Below are 12,127 nucleotides of genomic sequence, written 5' to 3'. Positions count from 1 at the left end.
CGGCGCGGGCAGCTCGCCTACCGCTACGATCCGGTGGGCCGCTTGCTCGAAGCGCAAAGCCGGCTCGGCCACGAGACGTTTGACTTCGACCCGGCCAGCAACCTCATCGACCCGGCCGAGCAGCGCGAAGCCGAGCGCCAGCGCATGCCGCGCATCAAGGCGCTGGATAACCTGCTCAAGCAATACGCGGGTACCCACTACCAGTACGACGCGCGCGGCAACCTCACGCAGCGTTGGGACAACGGCAAGGAAGGCCGCTTCACCTGGGATCTGTTCGACCGGCTTACGCACTACGAAGACGATCGCCTGAAGGTCGACTACACCTACGACGCGCTTGGGCGGCGTCTGTCCAAGCACAGCCAGGCGCACTACGAGGAAAGAAGGGAGGCTGGCCCGCACTGGAACCGCGCCGAGCGTGTGAAACGCAACCGCGCGCTGCAATGCGGCTTCACGCTATACGGCTGGGATGGTGACACGCTGGCCTGGGAAAGCAAGATCGCCGACGAGGATGGCTTTGGTGCGCGCACCACGCACTACGTGTACGAGCCCGGCAGCTTTGTGCCGGTGGCGCAGGCAGTGCGCGAGGAAGCCATCGAACTGCTCGACCAGCCCGAGTACGGCGACTACTACCGGCAGGATGAAGACCCGCTATGGCTGCTGCCGCCGCCCGCACCAGCCATCGACAGAGTGGCGTGGTACCAGTGCGATCACCTCGGCACGCCGCAGGAACTGACGGACGAGCACAGCGAGATCGCCTGGAGCGCGGAGTACCGCGCGTGGGGTGTTGCGCAGGAGGCGATTCGCAAGGCCTCGGGGAAGGCACCGATCGCCAACCCCATCCGCTTCCAGGGGCAGTACCATGACCATGAGACCGGGCTGCATTACAACCGGCACCGGTACTATGATCCGAGTAGCGGACGGTTCGTATCGAAAGACCGATCGGGCTCGCCGGCGGGATCAACGTCTATCAATACGCGCCAAACCCGATTGAGTGGAGCGACCCGTTAGGGTTATCGAGAACACCGGTAGGCGCTGGAAGAAAGCAAACGTCGTCAAAGGCAAACCAAAACGCCAATTGCCCATGCAGAGGCAAGTGGAAAGTAAATCATTTCGACAGGGTATGTTCGGGCAACGTACCTGGCGTTGGGCATGCTAAGTATGTCCGAGATCCTGGAGCCGGCATGTGGTGGTCTGAAGATCAAACAGGGCATGGGGACAGTGCTTGGAAGGTATACGATAAGAATGGTGTATGGGTGGCAGATGCTGATGTTTATGGCGATTACATGAAAAAACACAAGAGCGATACGGGGAAGAATATTGATTTTAAATCGTTGAAATGCAAGGATTCAAAATGATTCGCTCCGCTGAGGAATTTGTTGCGCTACGGAATAGTGATATCAAAGATGAGTATGATCGTGCTGCGACTGATGAGGCTCCCGTGGCAGTATGGAAAGATGTCATCGATAGATTTCCAGAATATAGGAGATGGGTTGCTCACAATAAGACTGTCCAGCTCGAAATCTTGGCGTTGCTTTGCCAATATGAGGCTGATGTTCGTCGCTTTGTCGCGGTAAAAAGGAAATTGTCTGATGATTTATTTGAACTTCTGTCAAAAGATATCGACGTAGTGGTTCGGCAAGGTATCGCCTCAAATAAAAAGACTCCTATCTCGATAATTAGGAGGCTTGCGCAAGATGAAGATGAGGATGTTTCTAGAATTGCTAAATACAATCTTGAGGGCAGATAGGTGTTAGCCGATAGCATTTACGCAGATTGGCTATTACCAGTGTGATCAGATCGGCTCGCCGAAGGAACTGACGGACGAGCACAGCGAGATTGCGTGGAGCGCGGAGTACCGCGCGTGGGGTGTCGCGCAGGAGACGATCCGCAAGGCCTCGGGGAAGGCACTGATCGCCAATCCCATCCGCTTCCAGGGGCAGTACCATGACCATGAGACGGGGCTGCATTACAACCGGCATCGGTACTATGATCCAGCTACGGGGCGGTTCGTATCGAAGGATCCGATCGGGCTGGCGGGCGGGGTCAACGCCTTCCAGTACGCGCCGAATCCGACGCTCTGGACCGATCCTCTTGGTTTAGCGAGAAAGTGTAATTCATGTCCGGGTAAGGATGACCGCCAATGCGATGAAGTGCACGATGACTACAATCAAGCGATGAATAGTGCCCTTGATTTTACGAAGATTACAGCAAAGAGAGCTATTCCAAATCCAGCCAAATTCGGCTCTCAGCGCTTTAACGGAAGGCGTGCTCCCGATGAATATCGAGGATTTCGTGTTGAGCACGATGAAAGGCATGGTGCTCACATCAACGTCTTCAACGGGAAAGGGAACGAAAAAACGATCTGCTTTAATGCATCTGGAAAGACGGTTGCCAAGATAGTCAAGAGGTTCAATAGATGATCTTCTCTAGTGAATGTGCTAATTATGTTGCCGCCCACTCATGTGCTCGGGGTGAAGAAAGGCAGATGCTTGATATGCTCAGGAAATCTCTTCCTGCGAGTTCGTCGTCTATCGACTGGAGTCGCATTATTAAGAAGAAAGAGGTAAATGGTGTTGATCGAGCGCGGTTAAGTAATGAGCTGAAAGTTCTTTCGACTTCTATGGGGGCGGCGATAACTGACGTTTTTTATGTCTTCAATTTGGACGATGCTGTCCCGGCACTTAAGACAAGCTTGTCAGAATGGCTGAGGTTTGTGAGTGAGCTGGATTTTGTAGATACGATATTTTTATCGAAATCTGGCAAGCTCATTATTCATTGGGATTTCTATATGAATCTGCACGCGACAACCATATAAGTGGGCTGGATGTGCGTCACTAACCCGAAGGGCTGCTAATGAGCGGGTCTTCCCGGCTTCGGCGCTTGGGATGACGCGGAGGAGGCGATCAGCGATGTGGCTCGCAAGGCCGAGGTCGTGAATCCGCTGTACTTGGTTGTGGCACGACTACGATTGAGTAGCGGACCAACTTCTGCATACTGCCGAGCGACGCCGATATGCTACGTAGCACAAGGTGAGGCGGAGAGTCGGTCAACACTCGATAGCGTCACGACGACGAGTGCACTCTGCGTCAGCGCACGAGATTATGGGCAATCGTTAGGGTACTGGTACCGGGTGGTAGACGGGTCTTCACTATAACCTATAACCTGTATCGGTACTATGATCCCACCGTTGGACGCTACCTCTCGAAAGATCCGATTGGGCTTGCAGGCGGGATCAACGTCTATCAATACGCACCCAATCCGACGGGGTGGGTTGATCCGCTTGGCTTATCCGGTTTTGAACCTAAGGTTATAACTAGCGGAACTGTCTTTAGAAATGCATCGGGAACCCCCCGATAGCCTGACTCCGCGCTTAGGAAAAGACACGACCCGAATCGATGTGAAAGAGCCGGGCTTGTCGGCAGCCACTTCGGAAGCGGGATTGGACAGAGGGAAATATGTGGAGCTGGACGTCGGAAAGCTTTGTTCGTGCGGGCTTCAAGCGACGCATGATAAGCCGAATGGTCACGTGACCATTCGACCGATAAACGATCCGATCGATTCCAAATTGACAGACTGGGCGAAGTCCAGAGGAAGCGGCTCGACGCATTCTCTGATAGAAGGTATATTGGAAGCAGTCACTGGTCGGGGGAAAAGTGATGGCGACAGATATTAAATCCTATTTGTCAGACTATGTAGCAAGGGTAGAATGTGTTATTGAAAAGAGGGTCAAGATTGAGTCATCGAATTCAGGGTTTTACCAAAACTCTCTCGGCGGCACGGCATACGTAAGCTTCTACCCAATGGAGATCGATCTAACACTTGATCTGACAGGTATGGGTGATAAATATAGGGTAACTGCCGATCTGACGGATCAAGAGGGAAAATTGATTTCCGGAGATATTTTTAAATTCGACGGGAATTCAGAGTATTTGTGCATGGAGCTTGACGCGTTCTTCTCTGATTTGGTTAAGTTGGTTTCGGATCGTCTTTAAATGAATGAGATGGCCGCGTCAGCGGCCCCTCGTTCGTCTACAACCGGCATCGGTACTGCGATCCACAATCGGTAGGTTTGTATCGAAAGACCCCATCAGATTGAAGGGGGGTATCAACGTATATCAATATGCGTCCAATCCGATACAGTGGATCGACCCATTGGGGTTGTCAGGATACGACGTTTCTGCCAATACCGCCGGGCCGGATACTTTGGCGCGAGGGGCACATGTCAATGTAAGCGGTCCTGGACTGCCGCCTAGCGGGCGGCATATTACGTTGACGCCTAACGCAGACGGAAGCCATGTGGATCTGGGGCCGGCGGATAAAGCCACGCGCAATATGTCCGAGTCTCAATGGAAGAAAGTATGTAGCTGCGATGTCAAATGCCTCGACAAAGCAAGGAACGTTGATCGCTTGGCCGAGGCTTCACAGGCCGGTGTGGACGCATGTCCAAATTCAAATCGAGCATCAGAACTCAAAAAGGTTACTGAGATTCTCGGCAAGCATGGTGCATCTGGGACGAATCCTATTTCTAAGTAAACAGAGATGGCAATTTATTTTTATGAAATTATTGATGTGCTGCTGCAATCTAATGGCGATGATCCAGGCAGGTTGATCCGTGGTGAGGATGGCGATAAGTCGCAGCTCGAGGATCGAGGCTACGATGTTGTAGGGGAAATTCCCGATTTCCATTTGTACGAGAAGTATATGCATGTAAATCATAGGAATAGGGAAATTAATTCTCTGTATAAGTTGTATTATCTTGGCGAAACTTATGTCGGTAGCTCTGTCGACTTTGGGCCGGGCGTAAGGTTGATGGCTTTGCTTAAGCGAATTTGGGATGGGGTTCAACTAAGTTTTCTGAGGGACGATGTTCATCTTTATTTTTCTGACGACAAAAAAGATGGTGCAATTGTGTTGGGTCAGTACTCTGTTATCCGGTTTGGCCGAAGAAATGTAAGATCTGGGTATGCTGTGGTGGGCGTGGATTATGCGTCCGTTGGAAATGAAAAGTTAATAACGGGGAGTATAGGGGCGGCAATGGATATGCTCGATGAGCGGCCGTTGGGTAGTTTGAGGAAGTATTCTTCTGAATACGGAAAATTGATCAATTTCTACTTCGGCTGATTAAGCTGATGTGAAGCGTGGTACGAGTGGGACAGCTTCGATCGACTGGTACGGTTCGGCAACGGCCGGGTATCGGTGCACTACTGGTACGATGCGCTGGGGCGACGGGTGGGGAAGGAATCGAACGCGCAGGTGAGATACAGTGCCAGTGACGGCAGTGGTTACCGGGAAGCGGAGACGGCGCGGCTGAACGCGGAGCACGGCTATGGTTTGACGCTGTACGGCTGGGACGGCGACACGCTGGCGTGGGAGAGCAAGATCGCCGACGAGGACGGCTTCGGCGCACGCACCACGCACTATGTGTACGAGCCGGGCAGCTTTGTGCCGGTGGCGCAGGCGGTGCGCGAGGAAGCCATCGAATTGCTCGACCAGCCGGAGTACGGCGACTACTACCGGCAGGATGAAGACCCGCTGTGGGGCCCTCCGCCGCCGTGCAGCATGGGAGTTGACACTGGGCTTCGCAGGGCCGCGGTCAGTGACGTTTCTATTTCGCGACGTGCAACGTCATGAATTTCCGAGAGTTTCGTATCGTTCATCGTTCGGTCGACGACGACCGGCGCAGTGACGTCCTTATTTCGCAAACGGTGACAACTTTACTTTGTTCTGTGGCTACGTGTATGGCCCGCGGTCGCCGGATGACCTCGGGCCGCTTCACTTTTCATGGAGATGCGGATCGCTGTCGCGCACCTTCGTGACGCAAGCTACTCCACCACCTTGAACACCCGGTTCTTCTCGATCATACCGGCTTTCGGCAGCTTGCCGTCATCGTGGGCCTCGGGCCGCAGATGCCGCTCGTCGAGCGCCGGTCCCGTATAGCGGCTGCGCGGCCGGATCACCTTGCCGACGCGCAGTTGCTCGATGCAGTGTGCGAGCAGCCCGACACTGCGCGCGATCGCAAACAACCCGAATGCCGCATCGGTCGGCAATTGAAGCTGTACCGCCAGCATCACAAGCGCGACGTCGATGGTCGGCCGCTGGCCGGTGAGCGTCGTGACCTTATCGACAAAGTACCCGAGTTCGGTGGGCGGATCGAGTCGCGCGAGCAGCGCAGCGGCGCGCGGATCGCCGTCGGGGTAAAGATGGTGACCGAAACCTGGAATCGGGATCGCGGACTTCAGGTGATGATCGACCACGCGCTCGGCGCCGAGCCGTTCAACGTCGTCGAACACGGCACGCACGCGCCCCGACGCGTCGCCGTGCAGCGGGCCCGACAATGTCGTGAGGCCTGTCAGCAGGCAGCCAGCGAGCGACGCGCCGGTCGACGCGGTGATGCGTGCGGCGAATGCCGAACTCGTGATCTCGTGATCGGCGACCAGCACCATCGCACGGCGCAGCAGGTCCGCGCCATGGTCGTCGACGCCCCAGCCCGCCGCGAGCCGCTGATGGATCCAGGGCCGCCCCGCATCGGCATCGTCGTACGCGCCGAACGCGCGCGACACGATCGCGACGAGCTGCCCGGCCTCGGCGTGCAGCGCGCTGTCGAGCCGGCCGAGCGTCGAGTGACCGTGCGCGGCCAGTGTCGCGAGCATCGTGAACGCGCATTGCCGATCGCGCTCGCTGGGCGGCAACGCAACCGCCGGCGCGTCGAACGACACAGGCGTGGTGGCTTGCCACAGCAGCGCGGCCGTTTCCTCGAGCGTGGCGGTGTCCGCGAGTTGAATGCTGTCGCGGCCGCGATACCACGCGCGGCCCTTGGAGAAAGTGGTGATGCCGCTGTAGATGCACGGCTCGGCGCCGAAGATCGTGCTGGCCGCCAGCGCTGCCCGCTTGCGGCCGACCTGTTTCTTGCGGCACAGCGCGACCACGTCATCGACGCGATACAGGCTCCTGCGTGGATCATCGGGATCCTGCATCACGGCGATGCTGCCGCGGCTCGCATACGCATAGATGGTCTGCGCCCGCACGCCGAGCCGCCGCGCCGCTTCCGTCAGGGTGATCCAGTTCTGCATGGCGTGTCGTGATCAGATGCGTCCGGCGACCGGCCGCTTGCGACGACTATAGACCGGGTTCAACTGAATGTCATCTCGGTCGCGCGCCGCTCGAGCACCTCAACGAGGATGTCGCCCGGTGCTCGCACGAAACAGCCGCACACGCCAGCGCGAATCCGCGTCACCGGTTGCACGATTTCCGCGCCATTGTCGACCAGATGCGCGTAGGCAGCATCGAGATCATCGACCCGCACGCCGAAGTGATCGATGCCTTGCACGCGGACGCCGTCCGGCACGATCGCCGAACGCGCATCCGGCAGTGCCGTGATGAACAAGTTGACGGTGCCGATTCGCAGGTCGACGCGGCCGGGGCGTCGCACGACTTCGGCGTTCAGGCAACGCGCGAACCATGCGGCCGTGGCCTTGGCATCAACTGAGCAGAGTTGCAGGTGATCCCATTTGAATTCGATCATGATCGAGGTCAGTACGTGAAGGAGTGGCCGGAATGGGAGATGAACGGGGTCAGAGCTCGATACGCGACAGCTTGCCGAGCAATACCGAGTACGACAGCGTGCCGACGAGGCAGATTGCGCCCATCAGGTTCAGCGCCCAGAAAAAGTTGCCGGTGTGCTGCGTCACGTAGCCGATCATCAGCGGCGTGGTGACGGCCGCGATATTCGCGGCAAGGCTGGTGATGCTGCTGGTGAGCCCGACATAGCGTTTCGGCGCGATTTCGGACACGGCGGCCCACGACATCGAGCCGATCCCCTGCGCGAAGAACGCGATGGTGAGGATCGCGATCACCAGCGCATTCGAGTGCACGAAATTGACGAGTACGATCGATGCGCCGAGGAAGGTGCCGATCACGAGCGGCGCCTTGCGGGACGACGACATCGACACGCCGCGCCGGATGCAGAGATCCGACAGATAGCCGGCGATCAGGATCCCCAGCGTCGCGCCGATGAACGGCATCGCCTGGAAGAAGCCGACCTTGATCATCGACATGTGCCGCTCTTCGACGAGATAGGTCATGAACCACGTCGTGAAGAACACCAGTAGCGTGTTGTTGCAGAACTTGCCCAGACAGATCGCGAGGATCTGCCGGTAGCCGAGCAGGCGCAGCGCCATGCGCCAATCGAACCGGTCGCGCGCGGTCACCACAGGCTGTCCTTCGGTGATGTACTGTAGTTCGGCCGCGTTGACGCGCGGATGCCGCGACGGATCGCGATAGAGCCGGTACCAGACAACGCTGAACAGGATGCCGAACGCGCCGGTCGCGAAGAACACGGTACGCCAGCCGAACGCCGACGAGATCCACAGCAGCAGCCCGGTGAAGAGCGGTGTGCCGATGTACTGGCCCATCACGTACACACTCGTCGCAAACCCGCGCTCCTGGACCGGAAACCACATCGTCACCGCGCGCGCGTTCGACGGAAACGCGGGCGCCTCGAGCGCGCCCATCGCGAGCCGCGAGCCGAGCAGCATGTGATAGCCATGCGCGAGCCCTTGCGTGAGCGTCGCGAGCGACCAGCCGACGAGCGACAGCGCATACGCTACGCGCGAGCCGAGCAGGTCGGCGAGCACGCCTGCCGGCAGCAGTGCGATCGAGTATGCGAGGCCGAACACCGCGAACAGCTCGCCCATCTGCACGCGGGTGAGCGCGAGATCCTTCGACAGCGCGGGCGCGACGATGCCGAGCGCCGAGCGGTCGACGTAGTTGAGGATGGTGGCCACCAGCAGCATCGACAGCACGCCGTAGCGCGCCCTCGATCGTCTCGCGAGGGCTGCGGGCGCGTCGAGATCGCGCATCACCGAAACCTGCTCTTCTGCGGTTTTCAATGTCGTCTCCTTATATATTCGATTTGATGGGCCGGCGCGCAGTCGTCGTGCGCGCTCGCGCGCGTCAGGTCAACCGCGCCCGACGAACGGCATCGCGCTCGCCATGATCGTCATGTGCAGAATGTTCGCTTCGAGCGGCAGGCTCGCCATCTGCACGATCGCGTGCGCGACGTGCGCGACGTCGACGCGCGGCTCCGGCGCGACGCGGCCGTCGGCCTGCAGCACGCCGCTGTTCATGCGCTCCGTCAGCGACGTGGCGGCATTGCCGATGTCGATCTGGCCGCATGCGATATTGAACGGACGACCGTCGAGCGCGAGCGAGCGTGTGATGCCGAGCACCGCGTGCTTCGTGGCCGTGTATGCGATCGTGTTCGGGCGCGGCGTGTGCGCGGAGATCGACCCGTTGTTGATGATGCGCCCGCCTTGCGGCGTTTGCTGCTTCATCTGGCGCCATGCGGCGCGGGCGCACAGGAACACGCCCGTCAGGTTGGTCGCGATCACGTCGTTCCAGAATTTCAGCGAGTAGTCGTCGAGTGGCACCGCACCCGCGTTGCGGCCGGCGTTGTTGAACAGCACGTCGAGGCGCCCGAAGTCTTGTGCGATCTGCGCGAAGCTCGCGTCGACCGATGCTTCGTCGGAAACGTCGGTCGGAATGGCCGCCGCGTCACCTCCGGCGCGCTCGATGATTTCCTTCGTCGCGAGCAGCGGATCGATGCGCCTGCCGAGCAGTGCGACGGTGAAACCTGTGCGCGCGAGCGCCACAGCCGCCGCCTGCCCGATTCCGGTACCGGCGCCCGTCACTGCCGCAATTTTTTTCTCTGCCTGCATTTTCACGACCTCGTCGTCAGTTCGTTGAACGTGCAAAAAGCATTGCGCGACGGCGATCCTGCAGCAATCTTGATTCTTTCAATCAATATCAACTGCCCCGTCCGGTCGTGGTGGCGTCAGGGTTTTCCTGAGTTCGCCGACGCGTCGGGCGGAGGCCGGACCGTCCCGGCGTATCGCAAACCACACGACCGTAACCGTTCGGCAATTCGGCTGTTCGATGCCACACGAACATGTTGATCGAATCAATCAATATTGACCCGCGTCGACCGCGCTTCGTAGGCTGTGTTCCGTTTTCCGACCTAAGGACGAGACCATGCCTGACAACAATCGCACCCGCCTGCTGGTGGCGCGACGCGTGCCGGCCGCGGTGGCCGCACGCGCGGAAGCTGACTTCAACGCTTATGTAACCGACGCCGACATGGACGCGCCGTCCGTCGTCGAGTTCTGCAACCGCTACGACACGCCGGCGGTGCTGATCGGCAAGAAATCAGGGCTGCAGGCCGAGCACATCGCGGCATTGCCGCCGAGCGTGAAGATCATTGCGAACGCGAGCGCCGGCTACGATCACATGGATGTGACCGCCGCGCGCGCGCGCGGTATCGTGGTCAGCAACGCACCCGACGCGCTCACCGACTGCACGGCCGATTTCACGCTGCTGCTGATGCTGGCCGCGTGCCGGCGTGCGTCGGAGTACGAGCGTATCGTGCGCGCCGGTTGGGGAAAGTCGTTCGGCATGACGGACATGCTCGGCACGCGCGTGAACGGCAAGACGCTCGGCGTCGTCGGTTTCGGCCGGATCGGGCGGGCGGTTGCGCAGCGTGCGCGGGGTTTCGGAATGAAAATCGTCTATACCGACCGGCGGCCCGCACCGCCGGAGATCGAAGCCGGCGCACGCTATTGCGCGGACCTCGACACGCTGCTGCCGCAGTGCGACATTCTCACGCTGCACGTGCCAGGCGGCGGCACGCCGCTGATGACGCGTCGCGAATTCGGCCTGCTGCGCGACGGTGCGGTGTTCGTGAACGCAGCGCGCGGCAGTCTCGTCGACGAGGATGCGCTGTACGATGCATTGGCATCGCAGCGGCTCTTTGGCGCGGGGCTCGACGTCTACCGGAACGAGCCGAATATCGATCCGCGCTTCGCCACGCTCGACAATGTGTTTCTGTCGCCGCACATGGCGAGCGCGACGATCGAGACGCGCGACCAGATGGGGTTTACCGCGCTCGACAACGTCGCGGCGGTGCTTGAGGGGAGGGCGGCACCGAACGCGCTGTGACGGCGACCGGGGTGGCCGCTCATTGATGCCGGGGCGTCCGATGGCAGGAACCCCGGCGCTCGGCACATGCTTACCGCCCCCCCCTCTCCGCCACCAGCACCTCATGTGTTGGTGGAAGCCGTTAAAAGGGCTGGGAATCGGCCGCGTGGAGGCGCATCCAGGTCGTGACAGTCATGTAACCATCCGCAATCACCCCGTGGGCGTCGGGAAATCAATACAGGGGACGCGGTCAGTGCGTCGGTGGTGCGAGACAACAAAGCCGAATGTAGAACTCGGCATCGACATCGGCTATGTTCGTCGCGCCCGGTGCAATCGCAAGGGTTCGAGCAAGCAAAATCGCATAGAAGCCGGGAACCGGCCATCGTCAATCGCAGTCGTCGTGGCTGCGCTGGCGGAATCCGGCAAGCTGCCACGAGTGTGGGCTTCCGCCATGCCGCGCACCAAGCGATTGAACCAAGAAATGACACGAGTTCTCGAAGACAGTGAATGCGGAGACCAAAATGAAGTCGTAGTTTTGACTGATGGAGCTCGAGACCTAGCCGGCGTCGCCAACAATCTGCCATACGACAACGAGTGGGTTCTCGATTGAGCACACATCGGACGGATGATGCGACGCGTTGATCAGGCTATCGCGCCTTTGGTATACGAGCGACTCACGGACGGTGGATCAGCGTTTGAGTTATGTGATCTGTTTGTCCGCTTCCGCCATTACGTTTGGGTCGGACGCACATTTGCCTGGAAGCAGCTTGCAGCCAGACTCGCTCGCTTGCTTGACCTCCGCGAGAAGCGCGATCCTGCGGTGAGACGTGAAGTCAGGAAAGCGAGCTATAGCCTGTTGAATGTGGTCACGTATCTCAACAGTAACGTCGAGTCGCTGATTGACTATCGCACCTGGCAATGCTCGGCAGGGCGGATCTCCACCGGATTCGTGGAATCGTCAATCAATCGAATCATTGGCCGTCGCATGTGCAAGGGCCAGCAGATGCGCTGGAGTCGCGTGGGAGCACACAGTGTCGTGCAATTGCGCGTGGCACTGTTGAACCGGGAATTTCACGAACTCGCACAGCGCCAGTTTCCGTGCATTGGACTGCAGCGCGTTAGTTGGCCATGGCGATGAGCTTCCGGGCCTTTTTAA

The 12,127-nt window shown here is 58.9% G+C and carries 12 protein-coding genes and 4 pseudogenes; 12 read left to right on the top strand and 4 right to left on the bottom strand.

The genetic code is table 11. From position 1 onward, the window contains the following. From DIE11_RS16615 to DIE11_RS16575, 10 genes and pseudogenes are all read left to right on the top strand, one after another. On the top strand, nucleotides 1–1,008 hold a 1,008-nt coding region (locus tag DIE11_RS16615), incomplete at its 5' end, for an RHS repeat-associated core domain-containing protein (protein ID WP_311767589.1). A 173-nt stretch (nucleotides 1,009–1,181) separates the two neighbouring features. Beyond that, on the top strand, nucleotides 1,182–1,355 hold the full coding sequence (locus DIE11_RS36930) for a hypothetical protein (protein WP_260437131.1): 174 nt from the start codon (nucleotides 1,182–1,184) through the stop codon (nucleotides 1,353–1,355). Next, nucleotides 1,352–1,747, top strand: a complete 396-nt coding sequence (locus tag DIE11_RS16610) for a hypothetical protein (RefSeq protein WP_124625581.1) — start codon at nucleotides 1,352–1,354, stop codon at nucleotides 1,745–1,747. The genes DIE11_RS36930 and DIE11_RS16610 overlap by 4 nt, the downstream gene beginning before the upstream one ends. Before the next feature lie 31 nt (nucleotides 1,748–1,778). Then, nucleotides 1,779–2,105 (top strand): annotated as a pseudogene (locus DIE11_RS36925) (RHS repeat-associated core domain-containing protein); the annotation flags it as partial. 380 nt (nucleotides 2,106–2,485) lie between these two features. Next, nucleotides 2,486–2,815 carry a hypothetical protein gene (locus DIE11_RS16600; RefSeq protein WP_124625579.1) on the top strand — a complete coding sequence of 110 codons (330 nt, stop codon included), beginning with the start codon at nucleotides 2,486–2,488 and terminating at the stop codon, nucleotides 2,813–2,815. Nucleotides 2,816–3,156: 341 nt separating this feature from the next. Further along, nucleotides 3,157–3,291, top strand: a pseudogene (locus tag DIE11_RS37545) (RHS repeat-associated core domain-containing protein); the annotation flags it as partial. Nucleotides 3,292–3,656: 365 nt separating this feature from the next. Continuing rightward, nucleotides 3,657–3,992, top strand: a complete 336-nt coding sequence (locus DIE11_RS16590) for a hypothetical protein (protein WP_124625577.1) — start codon at nucleotides 3,657–3,659, stop codon at nucleotides 3,990–3,992. A 38-nt stretch (nucleotides 3,993–4,030) separates the two neighbouring features. Continuing rightward, nucleotides 4,031–4,164: pseudogene (locus DIE11_RS37540) on the top strand (RHS repeat-associated core domain-containing protein); the annotation flags it as partial. Between the two features lie 375 nt (nucleotides 4,165–4,539). After that, nucleotides 4,540–5,121, top strand: a complete 582-nt coding sequence (locus tag DIE11_RS16580) for a hypothetical protein (protein ID WP_124625575.1) — start codon at nucleotides 4,540–4,542, stop codon at nucleotides 5,119–5,121. A 75-nt stretch (nucleotides 5,122–5,196) separates the two neighbouring features. Then, complete coding sequence (locus DIE11_RS16575; RefSeq protein WP_124625573.1) at nucleotides 5,197–5,631, top strand: hypothetical protein; 435 nt, start codon at nucleotides 5,197–5,199, stop codon at nucleotides 5,629–5,631. 191 nt (nucleotides 5,632–5,822) lie between these two features. Here DIE11_RS16575 and DIE11_RS16570 read toward each other — a convergent pair whose 3' ends face one another. From DIE11_RS16570 to DIE11_RS16555, 4 genes are all read right to left on the bottom strand, one after another. Next, nucleotides 5,823–7,070, bottom strand: coding sequence for a citrate/2-methylcitrate synthase (locus tag DIE11_RS16570; RefSeq protein WP_124625571.1), 1,248 nt, complete (start codon nucleotides 7,068–7,070; stop codon nucleotides 5,823–5,825). A 59-nt stretch (nucleotides 7,071–7,129) separates the two neighbouring features. Further along, nucleotides 7,130–7,522, bottom strand: coding sequence for a VOC family protein (locus tag DIE11_RS16565; RefSeq protein ID WP_124625569.1), 393 nt, complete (start codon nucleotides 7,520–7,522; stop codon nucleotides 7,130–7,132). Nucleotides 7,523–7,571: 49 nt separating this feature from the next. Then, nucleotides 7,572–8,858, bottom strand: a complete 1,287-nt coding sequence (locus DIE11_RS16560) for an MFS transporter (protein WP_124625627.1) — start codon at nucleotides 8,856–8,858, stop codon at nucleotides 7,572–7,574. Nucleotides 8,859–8,957: 99 nt separating this feature from the next. Further along, the gene (locus DIE11_RS16555; protein ID WP_124625625.1) at nucleotides 8,958–9,716 is read right to left on the bottom strand and encodes an SDR family oxidoreductase; all 759 of its coding nucleotides are present in this window, start codon (nucleotides 9,714–9,716) and stop codon (nucleotides 8,958–8,960) included. Nucleotides 9,717–10,029: 313 nt separating this feature from the next. On the opposite strand from DIE11_RS16555, the gene DIE11_RS16550 reads away from it, so the two are divergent. Together DIE11_RS16550 and DIE11_RS16545 are read left to right on the top strand one after the other, a co-directional pair. Continuing rightward, nucleotides 10,030–10,992, top strand: coding sequence for a D-glycerate dehydrogenase (locus tag DIE11_RS16550; protein ID WP_124625567.1), 963 nt, complete (start codon nucleotides 10,030–10,032; stop codon nucleotides 10,990–10,992). Nucleotides 10,993–11,152: 160 nt separating this feature from the next. Beyond that, nucleotides 11,153–12,109: pseudogene (locus DIE11_RS16545) on the top strand (ISKra4 family transposase); the annotation flags it as partial. Nucleotides 12,110–12,127 lie beyond the last annotated feature (18 nt).

The sequence above is a fragment of the Burkholderia sp. Bp9012 genome, assembly GCF_003853825.1.
Taxonomy (GTDB): domain Bacteria; phylum Pseudomonadota; class Gammaproteobacteria; order Burkholderiales; family Burkholderiaceae; genus Burkholderia; species Burkholderia diffusa.
The sequence above is the reverse complement of the archived record's forward strand: the minus strand, read 5'-3'. Positions and strand labels throughout refer to the sequence as shown.

Coding starts and splice junctions, on each gene's coding strand:
- DIE11_RS36930 (WP_260437131.1), top strand. CDS start 1,182: ATGTGGTGGTCTGAAGATCAAACAGGGCATGGGGACAGTGCTTGGAAG.
- DIE11_RS16610 (WP_124625581.1), top strand. CDS start 1,352: ATGATTCGCTCCGCTGAGGAATTTGTTGCGCTACGGAATAGTGATATC.
- DIE11_RS16600 (WP_124625579.1), top strand. CDS start 2,486: ATGCTTGATATGCTCAGGAAATCTCTTCCTGCGAGTTCGTCGTCTATC.
- DIE11_RS16590 (WP_124625577.1), top strand. CDS start 3,657: ATGGCGACAGATATTAAATCCTATTTGTCAGACTATGTAGCAAGGGTA.
- DIE11_RS16580 (WP_124625575.1), top strand. CDS start 4,540: ATGGCAATTTATTTTTATGAAATTATTGATGTGCTGCTGCAATCTAAT.
- DIE11_RS16570 (WP_124625571.1), bottom strand. CDS start 7,070: ATGCAGAACTGGATCACCCTGACGGAAGCGGCGCGGCGGCTCGGCGTG.
- DIE11_RS16565 (WP_124625569.1), bottom strand. CDS start 7,522: ATGATCGAATTCAAATGGGATCACCTGCAACTCTGCTCAGTTGATGCC.
- DIE11_RS16560 (WP_124625627.1), bottom strand. CDS start 8,858: ATGCGCGATCTCGACGCGCCCGCAGCCCTCGCGAGACGATCGAGGGCG.
- DIE11_RS16555 (WP_124625625.1), bottom strand. CDS start 9,716: ATGCAGGCAGAGAAAAAAATTGCGGCAGTGACGGGCGCCGGTACCGGA.
- DIE11_RS16550 (WP_124625567.1), top strand. CDS start 10,030: ATGCCTGACAACAATCGCACCCGCCTGCTGGTGGCGCGACGCGTGCCG.